The sequence below is a fragment of the Perlabentimonas gracilis genome, from assembly GCF_011174675.1.
Taxonomy (GTDB): Bacteria; Bacteroidota; Bacteroidia; order Bacteroidales; family Tenuifilaceae; genus Perlabentimonas; species Perlabentimonas gracilis.
Genome location: NZ_JAANIG010000033.1, coordinates 21,285 through 41,109, shown reverse-complemented (window position 1 = coordinate 41,109; position 19,825 = coordinate 21,285). Strand labels below are relative to the sequence as shown.

Below are 19,825 nucleotides of genomic sequence, written 5' to 3'. Positions count from 1 at the left end.
AAAGGTTTAACGGTGTGTGGTGCTTTTTTTGTATGATATAGATCATACGCAAAGCGACCCCAAAATAATGGGGTCGCTTTGCACTTGTAATCAGACTTAATGGACTACCTTTGACTAATCCAACTAACTATCTCTTCGGAATCGGGACTTTCACGAGGCGATACGGATTTAACCACCCTTCCCTCCTCATCAATAAGAAACTTTTGAAAATTCCACGTAACCTTTGCATCCACCACACCGTTCTCATCCTTACTGGTTAGCCACTGGTACAGTGGGTGAATATCTGATCCTTTAACAGATATTTTCGACATCATAGGGAAGGTTACCCCATAGTTCTGACTGCAAAACTCCATAATCTCATCGTTTGAGCCAGGCTCTTGATTCATAAAGTTATTAGCCGGAAAACCAATGATGACAAAGTTTTTGCTTTTGTACTGCTTGTATAGCTTCTCTAGTATTTCGTACTGTGGAGTTAGTCCACATTTCGAAGCTGTATTTACAACCATTACCTTTTTACCCTTTAGGCTTGATAGCGGGAATTGCTGACCACTGATGGTCTCGACTGTAAAGTCATGCAGCGTTTTTTGCTGCGCCATTCCTAGCATCGAACCTGCTACGATGCTAACGGCTAGTATGAATAGTTTTTTCATTGTTTAATATTGAATTGTTTACCATTAAACACCTCATTAAGCTAATTGTTTTCAAGATATTCTAAGAATTATCGAAAATGATACATTGTTTTATCTATAGTTGTAAATTGCAAGTCCATTGCAAAAGCGCTTAACCAAAAAATAATTACTATGAAAAGAAAACCAATTTTAGCACCATTGCTTTTGATTTTGCTTATCTTATCGGTTGGTTATAATGTTTATAGTTGGATAAAGGCAAGCCGAATTGAACATAGCATTGAATCGGCAGAAAAGCTTTTCAACCTACAATTTACTAAGGCCGAGAGAGATTCACTAAAGGATGGGGTAGCCGAGGCCATTGAGAAGTACAAGCTAATTCATGAGTTTGATATACCTAACGACCTGGCACCTGCTCTTGTCTTTTCCCCTATTCCAGTGAACTATAATGCAAAGTTTAAGGAGCAGAGGTCAGATTTTTGTATTCCCAATGCCATAGCTGTTCCTGACAATTTAGAAGACTTAAGCTATTACACCGTTGCCGAGCTGTCGTCCCTCATAAAAAGTAAGCGCATTACATCCGAGAGCCTTACACGGATGTATATTGATAGGCTTAAACGCTACGACCCCGAACTTTTCTGCGTTATAACCCTGCTTGAAGACAGGGCCATTAAACAGGCCAAGGCTATGGATGAAGAAATTTCAATGGGGAAATACCGTGGTCCACTTCACGGTATTCCCTATGGTGTAAAAGACCTACTGGCTCTTGAAGGATATCCATTTACCTATGGCTCACCAATTTACCACGATCAAGTGGCGGAAATTACCTCTCCGGTAATTAGTAACCTCGAAGAAGCAGGCGCTGTGCTGGTTGCAAAGCTATCGCTGGGAGAACTTGCCTGGGGTGATGTGTGGTTTGGCGGAAAAACCCGAAATCCTTGGAATACCGATATGGGATCAAGCGGATCATCGGCAGGCTCGGCATCGGCCACTGCTGCAGGCTTGGTTCCCTTTGCCATTGGATCCGAAACCTGGGGATCCATCGTATCGCCATCAACTGTTAATGGGGTAACTGGCCTGCGGCCAACCTTTGGTAGGGTTAGCCGAACCGGGGCAATGGCATTATCATGGACAATGGATAAAATTGGCCCCATATGCCGCACGGCACAGGATTGTGCCATTGTAATTGATGCCATAGCAGGCACAGATGGAGATGACCCAACGCTGGTTGATAAGCCAATTAGTATTGATTTAAAGGCTGATGTCCTTAGGTTGAGAGTTGGGTACGCCAAGGACTATTTCGACAAGGAATATGGCTTTAAAACTAACGACAGCATTGCGCTAGAGGTTTTAAAGGATATAGGTATTGAGCTTATACCCGTAACTCTACCTGAGCACTTACCTATGGAAGCCCTTTCAATTATTCTCGATGTGGAGGCAGCGGCCGCATTTAGTCATCTCACGCTATCGAATATGGATGATTTGATGGTGCGACAAGGCAAGATGGCTTGGCCAAACTTTTTCCGTAAAGCTCGTTTTATCCCTGCAGTTGAGTACCTTCAGGCCAATCGGATTAGAACAGTTCTAATAGAGGAATTCGTAAAGCTATTTGATGAGGTTGATGTAATTGTAACCCCTAGTTTTGGTGGAAACCAGCTGCTAATGACCAATCTTACTGGGCATCCTGCACTGGCAATGCCCACTGGTTTCTCCAGCTCAAAGCTGCCCACAAGTATTACACTTATTGGCAACTGGTACCGCGAGGATCAGATCTTGCTGTTGGGTAAAGCTTATCAGGATAAGACCCAGTGGTACAGAGAAACTCCCGAAAAGTTTACCCCAAAACAATAGGCATAGAGCAGTACTTATACAACAAAGGCCGGTTCCAAAACTAGGCCTTTGTTGTTATTAGTGGTAGCTGTATCTACTTTCCTTTTCGCCAGCGCCTAAATGGGTTAAGCTTGTGTATTGGCGATTTGGCGGGGAATATTCCGGAGCTCACCTTTCGCACATCCTCTATGGTGAAAAAGGCTTTGGGGTTAAACTCTTCGATAACTGATATCACCTCCTTTAGATTCTCACGGCTAACAATGGAGTAAACCAGCTGAACTTTTCCAGCACTCCCTTCGCCCTCTACCAATGTGGCTCCATAGCCACTTTTGCTGAGGTTCTTTACCAAAAGGCTTCCGTCCTTGGTGGCAATAACCCTTACCAAAATATTACCCATGGCTAGATGCTCCTCAAGTTTCATTCCTACCCAGTTCCCAGTGGCAAAGCCAGCTGCATATCCAAAGTAGCAGGCGTAGTTATCTAAATTGCCCATTATCTTGCCAATGGCGATTATCCAAATAAACACCTCAAAGAACCCTAGAATTGGTGCAAGCAAACGCTCCCCCTTTGATACAAAGATAATCCTCATTGTTCCCAAAGTAACGTCGATTATGCGTGCAAAAAAGATTAGAAGAGGTAGCACCAGATAGAGATAGATATTACTATCGAAAAAGGCTGCATCGAAAATTGTTAGCATAGCTGTTGATTTGTTGGATATGTAGATATTTAAAGTTTGAAATAGGTTACGATCTTTTTTAAGCGATCTGCCAACTCCGAGAGATCATCGGCTTTAGTGGCCGACAAATTAGCCATTTCTGTATTCTGTTGGGTAACCAAATTTAATTCTTGTATTGCATTGTTAACCTGTTCCGATCCAATTTTTTGTTCAGCACTCGCAACTGAAATTTCCACCACCAGTTCGGCTGTACGTTCAATCTCAGGAATTATCTCCGATAGCTCTTTGCCAGATTGGCTAGAAACGCTTACCCCATGGTTGCTAAGTTCAATTATCTGTTCTGCTGCTACGCGCGAACGCTCTGCAAGCTTTTTCACCTCGGCAGCTACCACGGCAAACCCCTTGCCATATTCGCCTGCCCTAGCAGCTTCAACCGCTGCGTTAAGGGCTAGAATATTGGTTTGCTTGGCAATCTCGGTGATAATTGAGATTTTTCCATCAATTTCAGACATGGCCTCAAGCGCGCGCTTCGACGACTCGTACCCCTGCTTAACTCCGTTCGATGCTCTTGTTGCTATGGATTAAGTTGTTTTAGCATTCTCACTGTTTTGCTGTATGTTGGCAACCATCTCCTCCATCGAGGCCGATATCTCTTCGGATGAAGAGGCTTGGTTTGATGCTCCGCTAAGAATTTGTTTCGATGAGTCGAGCAACTCAACGCTGGCTGCAACCATTTCATTCGTCCCAGAAATTATTTCGCTTATGGTACTACGCAACCTTTCGGCCATTTCTTGGAGGCTCTTCACCAAGAGGCCAACCTCATCATCCCTGTTGATATTAATTTGCACCATCAGGTTTCCGCTGGCAATTTGCTGTGCAAAATCGACACTCTGTTTTATTGGGGAGATAAGGCGTGATGCAATAATCCATATAATAAGGTACATTAAGGCTAAGCCTAAAACACCAAAAACGATTGTACGGTATAGTAAGGCATTGGCCTCCTTCATTACAACGCTAACAGGAACCTCAATGGCTAAAGTCCATACGTAAGGGCTGTTTCCAACCTCAATGGGTACCATCGACACAAAGTACTCTTCCCCATTCTCGGGATTTACGTACTCAAACGTGCTGTAATCACGCCTTTGTGTTGAGACAATCGTGTTGTGAAATGATGTTGTGTCGGTAGTAAGTGAAGGCAATAGCTTATTGCCAACTATGTTTTTACTGCTATGGGCAACCACTGTACGGTCATCGGCAAGTAAATACGACACCGAATTCTCAAAGGGCATTATTTCAGAGATGATATCACCCATCGATTCAAGGCTTAGATCGATGCCAATTATACCCATAAATTCGCCATGTTTTTGAATGGGTGCCACAATGGATGTCATAAGAATTCCTGCAAGTTCAGGGGTATGGGTATCGTAATAGGGTGTCCAAATCTCTTCGATATTATTCTTTCGCGCTATGTAGTATGGGCTTACAATGTCTAAGTTATTCATATCCACTGTTTGCCTAACTACATTGATATTATTGCCACTGCGTATATATACATTCCGATGCCTGCCATTTTTAAGGGTATAGGTGGGATCAAATGCTTTAATCTCCCACACCTGCCAAACTGATAGTATTTCGGGATTATTCTCGAGCCATGCATAGCAAAGCTGATCGTAAAAAAACTCACGATCCTCTTTGGGAATATGATCGTAGCGGTTGTAAACATCTCGGAAAGTTGATGCTACTTCCATATAACGACCCAAATCGTATTCAATTAAATTTTTATACTCATAAGTAGTTCTATAAATAACCTCTTGAGAATCGCTGTATGCATTAGCTCTAAAGTTTATGCTTATGTATGTTAGCGCGAAACCATAAATAAGAGTAAAAACACCCAGAATTGAAACCAAAAGGTTTGTTTTAAGATGCTGGCGGATATACTTTATCATTGAAAATGATTATTTGAAGTAGCTAAATATATTATGCTGTATAGCTTATTTAACGGGGCTTACAGCTTTATGTTTCAATGCTTGAAGCATACGTAAATATGATTTATAATGCTTGCAAATTTCCCATCGTTCCAATAAATTACACGGGGCAAACCTAGTAAAAAAAAGTAAACTGTGGATACAATACCCCTCAATAGCTAATAACAAAAGCAAACCCCAACCACTTAAACTTTCAGTGATTGGGGTTTAACATTTATAATGTTTACAGTATCTATATATTTTCAAGAGGGCCTAGCGCATCAATATTCATTGATTTTGATAGCTTAGAGATATTCTGAAGATTTATATCTCTTCCTTGAATCGATATAAGCACATTCTCAGATCCTCCAACAATTAGTAAAAGTTCAACAACCTTCCCTTTGATATCTTTGATAAGAAAGGTTAGGTTTTGCTCTTTTTCCCTAATCACCATGAGCTCTTTGTACTCATTGGTAGGGAGCTCCTTCATAATTTCTTTGTGAAAATCAACATCAGGATTTTGCTTTTCGGTTGCTAATATTTTAATGCCCGATAAGCCCTTTACTACATCTTGAAACTCTTTGTCGGCCTCATTGAGGTTTGCAAAAAGGGTGAACATATACTCGGATATAAATATGGATGTATACCCATCTTTACCTGCATACCTATCGAATAGCTTATCGACCGGCGATTTTTGTGCGAATAACATTCCTGTAAAAAGGAGCAGTACAACTAGCGCAATGGTTTTTCTCATGGCTTATGCGTATTTAATTATCAACATTTTGTTTGCTCGAATTCGCTGTAAAGATATGCTTAATAAATGGCATTTCTTTTGGCTTTTCTATCGCCTTTAGCTTTTCGAGTTGCTGTATATTTCTTGAAAAATCACTAACTGGTTCTAGTATCTGGTGTGGCAGATTTAGCTTGTCTAGCGATCGCATCTCATTTTGCACCCGATTAATTTTTGAACCCACCAATGCAAGTACACGTTGGGTCTCCTGCAGTGCAACGTAAGGGTCGTCGTAGGTATCAACTATCATTGTCTCTGTGGTGCGGTTTGACAAAAACCATGCTAGGCCAAGTAGAATAACCACCGATGCTGCAGCAGCCCAAACAGTAGCCAACTTTACTGTCCTCCCCCTCAAAGAGCTTTGCCTACTCTGTGCCTTGTCAATTGCATCTAGTATACCCGCCTCCAGATCGAACTGCAACTCGGACGAATTGCTTAACTCCGGGCAAAAAAGTTCCTTCTCGGCCATTAAGTCAACGGGGATAATCTTGTTACAATAAAAATACTCCCTTATAGAATCTTCCTCTTCCAGCGAGGTGTCTCCTTGGTAGTACCTACGTAGTAACTCTCTTACCCTATACTCCATTTTACTCATAAACCTGCTTTTTGCTTTGTAATTCGCATTCGATAATCTCTTTAATTCGTTTACGGGCTCTTGAGAGCAAAACCCGAATATGTTCAGGTGATGTTGCCATCTGATTTGCAATATCATCAAATTCCAACCTCTCGACATCTCTAAGGTTAAACACCTTTTGTTGTAGCTCAGGGAGTTTACTCAGAGCCTTGCTAATTAGCAGCATTCTATCGTCTTCCCTGTACTGTTCTCCGTTGTAAATTAAAGAATCTTCTGTACTTGCAATAGTTTCAATATCTACCATCTGCTTTTTTAGCTTAAGCCTATCGAGGCAACTATTTCGTGTAGCCGTATAAGCAAATGCCTCTATGCTTTTTACCTCTGCCAGATAGTCTTTTTTTGTCCAAAGCTTTACAAATACGTCCTGCACACAATCCTTGGCCTCGTGCTCATTTCTTAGCATTCTAATACAAATGCTATAGAGTCGACTAGCTAGCGGAAGTACCCTTTGCTTAAACTCACGCTCATTCATGCAGATGGCCAATTGTTAAATGTTTTTTGCCAGCTTACTGTCCTCGGTGAAGTTGGTTACCAGCTGCATAAAGTTTTCGGGATTGATGTTACCTTTAACACCAAGACATACAAATGATGAGCTGTCGTCAATAATTATCACCATCTCTCTAATTCTTCCATTTTTCTCTAAGGCTTTTATGGTTATTCTAGAATCACTATCGATTACCTCCATAAAGCTATTATAATTAGCCTTTCTAAGCCTTTCGTTGATTCGAGCAAATACATTCCTTGAGTCCTTCATGTCTTCCGAAATAGATATGGTAAATGATGTGACCCCTTTAAGAGCTGGACGAATCATACGTGTTTCCTCTGAAATCAGCATCACGTAGCGCACCAAGAAGCCAGGCAATTTGAATGAGCGAATATCCTCTTGGTAAAGTATTTGCGAAAGTACAGGCTTTTGGTTGCTTTGAGATTTTGTAGAGCAGCTAGCCATAGTTACCAGCAGGCTAAATGCTAGGGTTAGTAAAATTTGTAATGACTTTTTCATGACTTTCACTATTTAGGTTTTTTTATACATCAGCCCTACATGTAAATGGTGCCTGTAGGGCTGATTATTTGCATTAAATAGAACAGCTAGTTCTCAAGGTTTTTAAGAAGAGATAGATGTCCGGAGCTCCCTCCAAACGAGCTAGACGTCCCTAGTTTCGAGAGCTCACTCAGCTTAAGGTTACCAGATATTGAGAGTAGAACTTCCTCTTTACCGTCAATGGCAAGGAGCAAAAAATCGGTTATTACATCACCCTTTTGTTGCACGAAAAAGTTTACCTTTTGAGAACCATCCAAAACTTCCATGATGTTGAGATAATTCTTTTTATCCATTTTGGCTCTAACCTCTTCGGTAAACCCAACTACCTTGTCCTCGGATACAAGGATACGGAGAGAATTCATCTTTTCTGAGATCATTTGCAGATCTGTATCGGTTTTATCGACCAAAGCTAGCAACTTGAACAGCTGTGGGGTGATCATTACCGAAGTAAACCCTGGCTGGCCAGAATACTTATTAAACACCTCATCGATAAATGCTTGCCCAAATGATATATTTGCTGCAATTACCATAGCTACTATTAATACTAATCTTTTCATTTGATTTGTTTTTTTAATTTAACATTTGATATTAAGGTTAACCTTGCCTCTGAAATAATGACGAGTTTAGGGTCATTTTGTAACAGTTCATTCTAAAAAAAATACGTTACAACACTCAAGCACCTGAATATGTGGCAAATAAAATACATTAATTTTTGAAAATTTTATATATATTCATTTCACATAATCAGGGAGCGTAACAATGATGAACCATTTCATAAATAATCCAACACATAAACATCTGTTACTAAATACATTTTGCACATCGCTACTAAAAAAATAAAAAAAAACCTCTGCAGGGCTTGTGGGAAAAGATAAAAAGCATTAGTTTTGCAGCGCTTTGGTGATAAGCGGAGATCAAATGATTGAGCCTAGTAACCATAAGATTAGGTAAGGATAAGGACGTAAAAGTCCTTTTTTTTTCTAGTAGTAATGATTCAGTAGCTCAGCTGGTAGAGCACATCCCTTTTAAGGATGGGGTCCTGGGTTCGAGCCCCAGCTGAATCACACGAGCTCTAAAAAATATTTTTTTTGATTCAGTAGCTCAGCTGGTAGAGCACATCCCTTTTAAGGATGGGGTCCTGGGTTCGAGCCCCAGCTGAATCACACAAAAAAAGCAGCCAAATGGGCTGCTTTTTTATTTTATATATACGGTATTGCTAGAATTTTGACTCAATGCAAGCGTGAGGCATATTAAGGCCACTAAACTCGAATAGTTCCTCCCCCGACTCTAGCATGTCTTCGTCATCCTCCTCGTAGTGCCATTCAACAAATATTGAGTTGCCAATTTCCGTTAGCTCATTAATTTTTTGTAAAAGTGTAATTAAGTATTTATAGGTTGCCGAGTTAAAATAGCGGAAGAAAAGCACCACCTTTATGTCACGTTTTTCGCCATTGGCATCTAAATACTTCTTGAAGTCATCGAGCCAAAAAAGGACTGGTTCAAAGAATTTTGTAACATTTTCGGGATGACAAATGCCTTTTATAGACAAGAGGTTGGAAGAATGGTCCAAAATTACCTCAGGTGAATCTTTTTTGGGTTTGATGTGTAGTTTCTTCATGATAGTATTTATCTGTACTTCCAATTACTACTCTGCTTTAGGTAAAAACTCGAAGGGAATATTCAGCAGCTGAGAAAACTCCTCCCCAGCCTCTTCGAGCTCAAAATCGTACTGAGGATACTTCCATATTACCTGTACTCTATTCCCATTCTTTTGAAGATCCCTTAGTTTAGACAATATGATGAGCAACATTTTTGAAGAGGCTGTGTTGAAGTAGTCGAAATCGAGTACCATCACCGTTTCGTGGTTAGGTTCTTCCATGTAATCATTGAACCATTCAATAATTGGATTGAAGAACTTTTTTACATCTTCGGGTAAGCACCTACCTTGGACTAAAAATTCTTCTTTAGCCTTGTTAAGTATTACCTTAGGAGTTATTTCGGTTGGTTCAATACGAATAACTTTCATTCTATTGGTAAAGATTAAAGGCTAACCATTAATTTGGCTAGCCTTATTGAATTAGGATATTGGCTGATAGCTAATGAAGTTAAAGGGAACTTCTACGATATCGGCATAATCCTCTCCAGCGTCTTGCATATCTTCGTCATCCTCTTGATAGTACCAATCGATTACCACTTTGTTTCCAGCATCGAACATTGCCTTAAAGTGTTCGAATATCTCCAGCAACATTTTAGATGAGGCTGTATTAAAGTAGTCCATCTTCACCTTTAGAATCGTCTCAGAATTTGGCGATTTGGCGTACTCCGAAACCCATTTAACAAGGGGGTAATAAAACTCCTTTACATCCTCGGGAAGTGATTTGCCCGAAATGGAGAATTCTCCTGAATTTTTATTGAACAGCACTTCTGGGGTTTCGTGGGTTCCTTTAATGCTTAATGCTTCCATCTATTGTTAATTTTTATTGAGTGTTTTAGAAATTTTATTTCATTGTCAACAAATTTACGAATAAAGTAATGAAAAAACAAAGGAGATTTCAATTTAACAGTTAAAAATAGTCACAAATAATGAAATTAGGTGAAGGCTACATAACGTGTTGTTAATCTATCGATTCAATCCACTCTTTAATTCGTGGCTTATTCATTTTATTCTGATTTTCAAAATCGAGCACAAGGCCAACAAACTTATCATTCCGTAAGGCTAAAGACGATTCGAATGTATACCCCTGCGTACTAGTATGGCCAACAATTGTTGCGCCTGTACTTTCGAAAACCTCGGCCAAAAGGCCCACGGCATCGCCAAAGTTCTCGGGATACCCAACCTGATCGCCATTACCAAATATGGCAACTTTCTGCTTTTTCAAATCAAGATCCTCAATGGCAGGAACCAGCTCATCCCAATAGTGGGGAAGTTCACCATCGAACCATGTTGGCACTCCAAGGATTAGCATATCGTATTTCTTCAAATCGTTGGGATTTAGCGAATCAACATCAATATCGTCGATAGGTTTACCATAACTCTCTTTGATATGCTTTGCTGCTTGTACTGTTTTAGTAGCGCTGTGGCTATATATTATTGCTGTCTTCATAATCTTAATATTCAAAATAGATTAGTATTGGATTAAGTCCTTAGCTGCCGCTAAAATTTTGTCGGTACTAGGAAGAATAGCGGCCTCTAATATCCTATTAAACCCAACAGGGGTAAAGGTTGCTCCAACACGCTTCACGGGTCCATCAAGGAACTCGAAAGCCTCATCGGCAATAATAGCGGCTAATTCACCTCCAAATCCACCAAAAACCTTATCCTCGTGCACAACCAGCACCTTGCCAGTTTTCTTCACTGATTTTAGGATGGACTCGCGATCGAGCGGAACAATTGATCGTATATCCACCACTTCTACGCTTACACCCTGTTCCTTCTCAAGCGTTTCTGCTGCCTCAAGGCACATATGGGTAGTGTTTCCAAAGGTAATCATCGAAATGTCGGTTCCCTCTCTCCTAACCCGAGCCTTGCCAAATGGCACCTCAAAATCATCAGGAATTGGAGTTGCCGCCTTTGGAGCATTGTATAAAGCCTTAGGCTCTAGAAAAAGGGTCATCCCTTTAGAGCGCATGCTGGTACGAAGCAATCCAGCCGCATCGTCGGCAAATGATGGGTACACAATACGCACCCCTGGTATGGATGCCAATGCACCCTCGATGGTTTGCGAATGGTACAGGCCTCCACCAATGTAACCGCCACTCGCCAGTCGTATGGTGATATTGGGGACAAACTTACCGTTCGAGCGCCAGTAGTCGTGCGATGAGTCGACGTACTGCTCCATGGCTGGCCAAAAATAGTCGGCAAATTCGGCACCCTCCACGACCACTCTAATCTTGTCGTTAAAACGGGTCATACCATTGGCTGTACCCAGGATATAATCCTCGGCAATGGGGCCATTGAAAACCCTATCCTTGCCAAACTCCTGCTGCATCCCTTTCGAAACATTGAAAATTCCGCCTTTATCCTTGTTGGCCATATCTTGCCCCCAGATAAAGGTGTCAGGGTTATGCCTAAATTCGGCCTTAAGCGTTTCGTTTAACCCCTCAATTAGCTTCTTGGGCTCGCCCTTAAAGTCGTGGACTCCCTGCGGATATTTCTCAGCAGAGTATGGTTCGGGCAAAACAAAATCGTGAATTGATTCGGGTTTTGGATCGGGTGCCGCCATTGCTTTCTTGTGAGCATCTTTTACAATTTGCTTCACATCAGCATCAATTGCGGCTAGTTCATCCTCCGAAAAACGGTTGTAGTTAAGTAGCATTCGGCGGAACTTGGCTAGTGGATCGGCTTGCTCCACATAGGTTTTCTCGTACTCGTCGCGATACAACTCATGCCTATCGGAGTTGGAGTGCGAATGGATACGCACACAGTTGGCCTGCACAATGGCGGGCATCTGATTTTCCATTACCCATTCCTTTGCCTCCTTAAGGGTATTCATCGAGTCGAAAACATCCTTACCGTTGCAATGGAATATTCGCAGATTTTTAAATCCTGAGAAATTATTAGCCACCTTGCGGTTAGCAGTTTGATCCTTTTTGGGTACAGAAATACCGTAGCCATTATCCTGGAAAACAAACACAACGGGTAACTTTTCGTTTGACGCGCCATTTATGGCCTCGTAAACATAGCCCTCGGAAACTGAGGATTCGCCCTGCGAGCTGAACACAACGCCCTTGTGGCTGTATCGCTTAAAGGCTCTCCCCACACCCGATGCTTGCTGCGTATGGTTGCCCGTACAGCTGGATGAGTTGTGGATATTTAGCTCCGCCTTGGCAAAGTGATTGCTCATATGGCGTCCACCACTCGAAGGATCAGTATCTTTAGATATTCCATTTAGGATAATCTCCTCGGCAGTCATACCAGCCGATAGCACAGTGAGCATATCGCGGTAGTATGGAAAGAGGTGATCGGTTTCCTTATCGAAAACCTGGCCTATGGCCAGCTGAATGCCATCGTGACCAGCGTAGGGGGCGTGATAGCTCCAGCCAATGGCCTGTTTCAGATAGTTTGGTGCACGCTCATCGAGAGCACGCCCAAGGGTCATCAATTTATACCACTTCTCAAGGGTTTCCTTTGATGTTTGCTTAATGCCGTAAGGCTTATCGTTTCTTTTTATGTATGACATTTTAGTATCGTTTTTCAGTTATCAGTTATAAGTTATAAGTTATCCCTGCCTGACTGCCATTGGCAGATCAATCATTCATTCAATTATGTTTAGACTCTGTCAGGACCTTCGGACGCTGACAGGTCAACCTCTACTACAAATCATTAATCAATTATACTTCCCTGTTGGCATCGAACTGCTCGAGGTAATCGGCCACACGGCGCAGGAAGGCTCCACCCAGCGCGCCATCAATTATGCGATGATCGTACGATAGGCTTAGGAACATCTTGTGACGGGGCACAATGATATCGCCATGCTCGGTCTCCACCACGGCAGGTTTCTTCTCAATGGTTCCCGTGGCCAAAATGGCCACCTGAGGTTGCGAGATAATGGGCGTTCCCATTACATTTCGGAAAGTTCCAAAATTGGTGATGGAAAATGTTCCATTCTGGATATCATCGGGCGAAAGCTTATTGGTACGTGCCGCTTCGGCCAAATTGTTGATTGCGCTGGCCAGTCCCGGGATGTTCAGCTTATCGGCTTCGCGAATCACTGGAACAATTAGGTTACCATCAGGTTTGGCCACTGCTATTCCAATGTTTACGCTACCTTTTACGATAATTTTATCGCCATTAACCGATGAGTTAACCATTGGGAAATCTCTTAATGCTCGTGCTGCTGCCTCGGTGAATAATGGCATAAAGGTTAGCTTGGTCTTGTACTTTTTCTGGTAGGTTTCCTTCATCATCTCGCGCCATTTAACCAGCGCAGTAACGTCGGCCTCCACCATATTGGTAACGTGAGGCGAAACCTGTTTCGACATCACCATGTGCTCGGCAATTAGCTTGCGCATACGATCCATCTCAATTATCTCGTCGCCAGCACTCACCGAAACATTAACTTTTTGCTCCTTTGGAGCAGATTTAGGCTCGTTAGTAACCTGATGGGCTGAACTAGTTTTTTTGTCTCCCCTTCTGCTTATGAATCCAAGCAAATCGTCCTTGCGAACACGACCATCCTTTCCAGTTCCCTCAATGGAATCGAGTTCCTGCTGGCTAATATTCTCCTGCTTGGCAATGCTCTTTACCAACGGGCTATAAAATCTAGTGCTCGATGAGTTTATGTTGATATCCGAATCATTTGAAACGGTTTTCTCGTGCTCTTTCGCTTCTGGTTCTTCGGCAGATTGACTGTCTGATTCGGTTTCTTCGGACACCTCATCACCCGTATTAATAATGGCAATAACTTCTCCAACTGGCACTAAATCGTTCTCCTTAAAAAGTATTTTATGCACTTTACCTTCAACAGGAGAGGGAATCTCAGAGTCGACCTTATCGGTAGCAATCTCGAGGAGATTATCGTCCTCCTCCACAGTGTCGCCAACTTTAATAAACCATTTGGTAATTGTAGCTTGCTCAACGCTTTCGCCCAACTTGGGCATCTTTATTTCGAACATACTCCTATTTATTTGTAATTATTCTAAATAGGAAACATCGAAGTGAAAAAAATGTTCGGGAGGGCTGGTAGGAAAGTTTAAAGTTTAGAGTTCATAGAGTGCCTAAAAATTTGGGTTTACGAAATGTTGTTGGTTATATAGAATGATTGGATGACCTGCCTGCCTTAGGCTGATGGTTGATTGAATGATTGTATGATTGATTTGCCAAAGGCAGGAAAGTTTAAAGTTTAGAGTTCATAGAGTGCCTAAAGTTTTGGGTCTACGATATGTTGTAGGTTATTCAGATTGGTTGATTGATTGATAGACCTGACTGCCTTAGGCTGATTGGTTGATTGAATGACCCTGCTTGCCAGCAGGCAAGCTGCCTGACTAGCGTCAGAGCAGGCAGGTTGGTTGATTGAATGATTGAATAGGGAAAAAGTTGCTCCCAGACATTATTCAGTGAATTAATGGCTGTTTAAAACGATTGAGGTTTTAAGATAGCTTCTGACTTTCTGTATTTTAACGTTCGTCGTTCAAGCAAACCTAACACAAAGAGGACATAGATCTTCACATAACCACATGGAAGAACAAATCACTATTTGTTTCTTTAAGCACTCTAGGTACTTTTAGCTTTAGGCACTTTTAACTTTAGGCACTTTGCTGTGGATTATCTATTAAATCCCATAAGCTTAGCTACAGCATCGGTATTGCTCTGTGAGGTTAGCTGCTCTAGGAGCAAAAACGCTACATCGATTGCTGTGGATGGCCCGTATGAGGTTGTAATATTACCCGTTTGTACAATTGGGCTATCAACTAGATTTACTCCATAGCCTAGCAAAGCCTCACGTCTTTTGGGAGAATTGTAGGTTGTAGCATCTTTGCCGTTTAACACTCCGCTCCTACCCAGTGGTAATGCAGCAACACATATTGAGGCAATAACCTTACTCTTATCATTGAATGATCTAATCAGATTTAGTACCCTCTCGTCGTATGCGTCGGTATAGTAGCTATACTCCTCAAATCCTCCAGGAATAGCCAATGCATCATATGATTCGACATCCACCTCATCAATCAAAATATCGACGATAAATCGTTGGTTAAACGAGCTTACTATTTCTTTACGTAATCCACAGGTGTATAGCATTGTCGATCCATCTCCCTCAAGATGGTTCCACCCCATCACATCAATAAAGGCGCTGGCCTCGAGCACTTCAAATCCGTTAGGAAGTAATAGTAGTACTTTTTTCATCTTGACTTATATTAGTTTAAGGTTCAATATGCCATGAACGGAAAACATTGTGAAGCCACAATTTAACTGTTCAGCACAATAAGGTACAGCCATATATATTAATGCATACAAAGGAATTGATCTATTTTAAGCCCTCTCCACCTCCACCATATTATCATGGAAAGCAGTACCGTGTCCCATATCGGTTTCGCGGCCATAGGATAACACGTTGAGCGCACATCCTTGGGCTCCCCACCAGCCATTGTGAATAACCACGCAGCCCTTGCGGAGCGAGTAGGTTAGCTGAGCAGCAACTGTGACCTCGCCCCGAGCATTATAAACCCTTACCTTATCGCCATCCTTAATGCGACGAAGCTCGGCATCGGAAGGGTTGATCTCTACAAACGGCACTGGATTAAACATTTTAATAACCTGCAGGTTACCAAACTGTGAGTGAATACGATTCTTGGTATTGGGGCTCATTAAATGCAGTGGGTATTCCATCTGCTTTTTATCTTTGGAATAGCCTTCTACGGGCCTGTCGAATGTGGGCAATGGGCTTACGCCCCACAATTTTTGAGCCTGTTGGGAGTATAGCTCAATTTTTCCGCTTGGGGTTTTAAAGATATTGTCAGAATATGGTATTTCCTCTAATCCTGGGGCTAATACCGGACTTTTTTTAAGTTGCTCCATAGATAGTTCTGGAAATCGACTTAGCTTCTCGCTAAGAAAATTATTAACCCCTGCATCTCCGGGAGGAATTAACACTTTCTCAACCTCATTCTTAGCAAAACCAAGCCTTAGGGCTAAATGATAATAGATTTCATTCTCGGGCATCACCTCGCCTGCCGGTTCCACCACCTTTTGCTTAAGCTGCACGTAGGGATTCCAGTACGAGCCAATAATATCGCTCTGCTCGAACATATTCTTGGCAGGTAGTACAATGTCGGCCTTCAAAGCGGTATCGGTGAAGAACTGCTCCACCACCACCCTGAAATCGAGCTTACGAAATGCTTTTAAAACCGTAGAGGTATCTGGGTTTTGTGCCAAAGGATTTCCCCTCTCAACCCAAACCATTTTTAGGGGAGGATTTTTTGTGGCTAGCATATCGGCTCCCAGCCGAGCAGTTGCTATTGAACGGCGGGTAATGCCATCGGGTTGAACTGGGGGGTAGTAACAAAGCGGTTCCAGCACATCGTCGAACACGTAGCTCTGCAGGTTTGCGTAGTGCCAACATGCACCAGGCTTACCAATATTTCCGTTAAGAACCGACAATGCTAGCAGGCACCGAACGGTTTGCCCACCGTTGCTGTAACGCTGCATCCCGTAACCGGGAATTAGAGTCATTGGCTTAATATTGCCTATGCTCCAAGCTAACTTGTAGATTAACTCTTCGGGCACACCCGTTATTTCAGATGCCCAAAGCGATGTATAGTCTTTAACGTGCTCTTTAAACTGATCGAAACCCAATACATTCTTATCTATAAAATCCTTATCAATCCAATTATTTAGGATCAACAAATTGGCAACGGCAAGCGCCAGCGCTGCATCGGTTCCAGGAACAGGCTGAATGAGTAACGATGCCCTTTGGGTGGAATCAGTTCGGCGAGGATCGATGGCAACAAGCTGCGCCCCATTATCGAGCGCCTTGCCCAGTGGTATCATCTCCTGAATATTGCTCTCGGCAGGGTTTTTCCCCCAGAGCACAACTAGCTTGGCATTCTCCAAATCCCATGGAACATTGTGCTTATTCTCGCCAAGGGTAAGACGAGTAGCCTCAAGGCCAGCAGGCCAGCATAGGTTGCCATATACGGTCGTGGCTCCGCCATAGATATCGCGCCAAAACTTGCCGCTAAGCTCGTTGATTAAACCCGACATTCCACTGGCAGCATAAAAGAGCACACTTTGCGATCCGTAATGCTCCTTGTAGTGCAATAGACGACCGGCGATGGAGTCGAATGCTTCGTCCCAGCTAATTCGATGAAATTTGCCTTTGCTATCCTTGCGGTGAGGATAGATAATTCTATCGGGAGAATTTGCTCGTTCCACATAGCTTAGTCCTTTTAGGCAGATTCCTTCGGGGGTTGCTTTATTTAAAGGATTTGGAGAGATATTAACCACCCTGCCATTATCGACATACACATTAAAAGTACAGGTACTATAGCAGTTACGAGGGCAGGCTGTGGTAAATACTTGCATTATTGAAAAAGATATTGCTATATGGGTTATTTGGTTTCGTTGGTGTATTGCCAAGCTGTGATAAACTCACCATTTTTAAAATGGTATACCGATCCGTTATCATGCTCGACCCTGGTGTAGAATGTAATTACACCCTCTCGATTTGTAACCGTTCTGGTTAAAATTATTTTATTCAATTCGAACTTCTCTACTGTTACTTCGGTGCCGTACATTTCTTTTAGGTTCTCAACAGGTATTGGATTTCCTTTGTTAGCACTCTGCTGTGCCATTGTTTGCAGCTTTCGTTCATTGGCCTGCCTAACAAGTTCCTCCTGTTTTTGCTGTTGTTCCTTGAGAATCTGTTGGCGTATACGTTCTTCTTGCTCACGAATTCTTTCGGTTTCCCTTTGAATACGTTCCTCTTCTTGACGAAGTTCCTCAGCGCGCCTTCTGGCCACTTCCTCTGCAAGTCGCTGTTGCTCCTGCTGAGCAAGAAGGCGCTCCTCCTCAGCCCTTTTCCTAGCTTCTTCCCTAGCTTTTGCTTGGGCTAACGCCATAGCCTCTGCTTCACTCCTCTGTTTTTCCAACTCAGCCAAACGAGTTTCCTCCTCAGCCTTGCGACGAGCCTCTTCGGCAAGTCGACGTTGTTCGGCTTCCTGCCTTATGCGTTCCTGTTCAGCCTGACGGGCCTCCTCCTCGGCTTTACGGCGTGCTTCTGTGGCAAACCTGTTGCGTTCGGCTTCCTGACGTGCCTCCTCCTCGGCTTTCTGGCGTGCCTCTTCTCGCGCTCTACTTTCTGCCAGGGCGCGAGCTTCGGCCTCTTTTCGCTGACGTTCCTGCTCAGCTATATGTGCTTCTTCCTCAGCCTTTAGTCGAAGATTTTCAGCCAAACGGCGTTGCTCTGCTTCCATCCTAACACGTTCCTGTTCTGCTTGACGAGCCTCCTCCTCGGCTTTACGGCGTGCTTCTGTGGCAAGCCTGTTGCGCTCGGCTTCCTGACGTGCCTCTTCCTCGGCTTTCTGGCGTGCCTCTTCTCGCGCTCTACCTTCTGCCAGAGCTCGTGCTTCGGCCTCTTTTCGCTGTCGCTCCTGCTCAGCTATACGTGCTTCCTCCTCAGCCTTACGGCGTGCCTCTTCGGCTAAACGCCTCTGTTCTGCCTCCTTCCTAACACGTTCTTGCTCGGCCAGTCGAGCTTCCTCCTCGGCTTTACGACGCGCTTCTGTGGCAAGCCTGTTGCGCTCGGCTTCCTTGCGAGCTTCTTCCTCGGCTTTCTGGCGTGCTTCTTCTCGCGCACGAGCTTCAGCCAAAGCTCGTGCTTCGGCCTCTTTTCGCTGACGCTCCTGCTCGGCTATCCGTGCTTCCTCCTCAGCCTTACGACGTGCCTCCTCAGCCAATCGTCTCTGTTCTGCCTCCTTCCTAACACGTTCTTGCTCGGCGAGTCGCGCTTCCTCCTCGGCCTTTTTGCGAGCCTCTTCGGCAATTCGAATCCTTTCGGCTTCTTTTCGGGCTTCCTCCTCAGCCTTTTTTCGAGCCTCTTCTTTGACCCGTGCTTCAGCCAAAGCTCTGGCTTCAGCCTCTTTTCGTTGACGCTCCTGCTCTGCAATACGAGCCTGTTCTGCTGCTTTTTTCCGGGCTTCTTCCTCCTGACGACGCTTGGTCGCCTCTGCTGCTATACGTGCCCTTTCTTCATCGGCTGCTTTTTTCTTGGCCTCTTCGGCAATTTTACGCTCCTCTGCGGCTACATCTCGCTGGAAACTTGCTGAGTAATCAACATCAAAGCCAAAATCATTACGTCTAGTTTCAAAAAGTATTTTCGCCACTGGATTGTTGTAGACTTTTAAGGCGCTTTGGTCTGTTTGAGGCTCTAACTCCACCTCAAAATCGATTGTAAATGCTCTTTTCTGAGCAGTACTGGGGATGCGAGAGTTGATGCTAATCTTTTTGGAAACATAGTTAGGCTTCTCAAAACTAATAATATAGTCTGAATCATAATCGAGCATAAAATCAAATCGCCCACCCCTACCAGGAGTCAAGCGCTTAACCTCAGCACCCTGTTTGTAAAGTATTATGGAAGCGTCGTCGGTGCTTGCCCTTCGAACAATTAAACGACCAATCACTTCAAGTCCATCCTGTGCTACAGATACAGAACCAAAGAATGAAAGAATAATTATTAGCGCTACCCTTATACTTTTTGATGGGCTAGTTATGTATGTTGTGCTCTTCAATTTTAGAATTTTAATAACAATTGTACGACAAAAGG

The 19,825-nt window shown here is 43.1% G+C and carries 19 protein-coding genes and 2 tRNA genes; 3 read left to right on the top strand and 18 right to left on the bottom strand.

Translation table 11 applies throughout. From position 1 onward, the window contains the following. Nucleotides 1-104: 104 nt before the first annotated feature. Nucleotides 105-650: a glutathione peroxidase gene (locus tag G8O23_RS13340; protein ID WP_166365657.1), complete on the bottom strand. Its 546-nt coding sequence runs from the start codon at nucleotides 648-650 to the stop codon at nucleotides 105-107. A gap of 150 nt (nucleotides 651-800) precedes the next feature. On the opposite strand from G8O23_RS13340, the gene G8O23_RS13335 reads away from it, so the two are divergent. Beyond that, a complete protein-coding gene (locus G8O23_RS13335) occupies nucleotides 801-2,477 on the top strand; it encodes an amidase (protein WP_166365655.1) in 1,677 nt (558 codons plus the stop codon). Nucleotides 2,478-2,550: 73 nt separating this feature from the next. Here G8O23_RS13335 and G8O23_RS13330 read toward each other — a convergent pair whose 3' ends face one another. The 8 genes from G8O23_RS13330 to G8O23_RS13295 all read right to left on the bottom strand — a co-directional run bounded on the left by G8O23_RS13330 (nucleotide 2,551) and on the right by G8O23_RS13295 (nucleotide 8,119). Then, nucleotides 2,551-3,153 carry a DUF2179 domain-containing protein gene (locus G8O23_RS13330; RefSeq protein WP_166365653.1) on the bottom strand — a complete coding sequence of 201 codons (603 nt, stop codon included), beginning with the start codon at nucleotides 3,151-3,153 and terminating at the stop codon, nucleotides 2,551-2,553. Nucleotides 3,154-3,182: 29 nt separating this feature from the next. Beyond that, nucleotides 3,183-3,710: a methyl-accepting chemotaxis protein gene (locus G8O23_RS13325; protein WP_317169009.1), complete on the bottom strand. Its 528-nt coding sequence runs from the start codon at nucleotides 3,708-3,710 to the stop codon at nucleotides 3,183-3,185. A gap of 3 nt (nucleotides 3,711-3,713) precedes the next feature. Further along, on the bottom strand, nucleotides 3,714-5,078 hold the full coding sequence (locus tag G8O23_RS13320; RefSeq protein WP_166365649.1) for a methyl-accepting chemotaxis protein: 1,365 nt from the start codon (nucleotides 5,076-5,078) through the stop codon (nucleotides 3,714-3,716). A gap of 271 nt (nucleotides 5,079-5,349) precedes the next feature. Next, the gene (locus G8O23_RS13315; protein WP_166365647.1) at nucleotides 5,350-5,850 is read right to left on the bottom strand and encodes a DUF4252 domain-containing protein; all 501 of its coding nucleotides are present in this window, start codon (nucleotides 5,848-5,850) and stop codon (nucleotides 5,350-5,352) included. Between the two features lie 13 nt (nucleotides 5,851-5,863). Then, entirely contained in the window at nucleotides 5,864-6,481 is a 618-nt protein-coding gene (locus G8O23_RS13310; RefSeq protein WP_166365645.1) for a hypothetical protein, read from the bottom strand. Continuing rightward, nucleotides 6,474-6,992: an RNA polymerase sigma factor gene (locus G8O23_RS13305; RefSeq protein WP_166365643.1), complete on the bottom strand. Its 519-nt coding sequence runs from the start codon at nucleotides 6,990-6,992 to the stop codon at nucleotides 6,474-6,476. The genes G8O23_RS13310 and G8O23_RS13305 overlap by 8 nt, the downstream gene beginning before the upstream one ends. 15 nt (nucleotides 6,993-7,007) lie before the next feature. Continuing rightward, nucleotides 7,008-7,523 (bottom strand): DUF4252 domain-containing protein, encoded by a 516-nt coding sequence (locus G8O23_RS13300; RefSeq protein WP_166365641.1) that lies wholly within the window; start codon nucleotides 7,521-7,523, stop codon nucleotides 7,008-7,010. Nucleotides 7,524-7,609: 86 nt separating this feature from the next. Then, complete coding sequence (locus G8O23_RS13295) at nucleotides 7,610-8,119, bottom strand: DUF4252 domain-containing protein (protein ID WP_166365639.1); 510 nt, start codon at nucleotides 8,117-8,119, stop codon at nucleotides 7,610-7,612. A gap of 434 nt (nucleotides 8,120-8,553) precedes the next feature. On the opposite strand from G8O23_RS13295, the gene G8O23_RS13290 reads away from it, so the two are divergent. Continuing rightward, nucleotides 8,554-8,626: transfer RNA gene (locus G8O23_RS13290), tRNA-Lys, on the top strand. 26 nt (nucleotides 8,627-8,652) lie between these two features. Beyond that, nucleotides 8,653-8,725: transfer RNA gene (locus G8O23_RS13285), tRNA-Lys, on the top strand. Between the two features lie 53 nt (nucleotides 8,726-8,778). Here G8O23_RS13285 and G8O23_RS13280 read toward each other — a convergent pair. From G8O23_RS13280 to G8O23_RS13240, 9 genes are all read right to left on the bottom strand, one after another. Then, on the bottom strand, nucleotides 8,779-9,180 hold the full coding sequence (locus G8O23_RS13280; protein ID WP_166365637.1) for a DUF1987 domain-containing protein: 402 nt from the start codon (nucleotides 9,178-9,180) through the stop codon (nucleotides 8,779-8,781). A 27-nt stretch (nucleotides 9,181-9,207) separates the two neighbouring features. After that, nucleotides 9,208-9,588 (bottom strand): DUF1987 domain-containing protein, encoded by a 381-nt coding sequence (locus G8O23_RS13275; RefSeq protein WP_166365635.1) that lies wholly within the window; start codon nucleotides 9,586-9,588, stop codon nucleotides 9,208-9,210. A gap of 51 nt (nucleotides 9,589-9,639) precedes the next feature. Beyond that, a complete protein-coding gene (locus G8O23_RS13270; RefSeq protein ID WP_166365633.1) occupies nucleotides 9,640-10,026 on the bottom strand; it encodes a DUF1987 domain-containing protein in 387 nt (128 codons plus the stop codon). Between the two features lie 151 nt (nucleotides 10,027-10,177). Next, nucleotides 10,178-10,669: a flavodoxin gene (locus G8O23_RS13265; RefSeq protein WP_394351924.1), complete on the bottom strand. Its 492-nt coding sequence runs from the start codon at nucleotides 10,667-10,669 to the stop codon at nucleotides 10,178-10,180. Nucleotides 10,670-10,687: 18 nt separating this feature from the next. Next, on the bottom strand, nucleotides 10,688-12,742 hold the full coding sequence (locus tag G8O23_RS13260) for an alpha-ketoacid dehydrogenase subunit alpha/beta (RefSeq protein WP_166365629.1): 2,055 nt from the start codon (nucleotides 12,740-12,742) through the stop codon (nucleotides 10,688-10,690). 151 nt (nucleotides 12,743-12,893) lie between these two features. Then, complete coding sequence (locus G8O23_RS13255; RefSeq protein WP_166365627.1) at nucleotides 12,894-14,177, bottom strand: dihydrolipoamide acetyltransferase family protein; 1,284 nt, start codon at nucleotides 14,175-14,177, stop codon at nucleotides 12,894-12,896. Between the two features lie 649 nt (nucleotides 14,178-14,826). Next, nucleotides 14,827-15,408: a DJ-1/PfpI family protein gene (locus G8O23_RS13250; protein ID WP_166365625.1), complete on the bottom strand. Its 582-nt coding sequence runs from the start codon at nucleotides 15,406-15,408 to the stop codon at nucleotides 14,827-14,829. 126 nt (nucleotides 15,409-15,534) lie between these two features. Next, nucleotides 15,535-17,586, bottom strand: coding sequence for a molybdopterin-containing oxidoreductase family protein (locus G8O23_RS13245; RefSeq protein WP_166365623.1), 2,052 nt, complete (start codon nucleotides 17,584-17,586; stop codon nucleotides 15,535-15,537). Between the two features lie 26 nt (nucleotides 17,587-17,612). Further along, nucleotides 17,613-19,790: a hypothetical protein gene (locus G8O23_RS13240; RefSeq protein WP_166365620.1), complete on the bottom strand. Its 2,178-nt coding sequence runs from the start codon at nucleotides 19,788-19,790 to the stop codon at nucleotides 17,613-17,615. Nucleotides 19,791-19,825 lie beyond the last annotated feature (35 nt).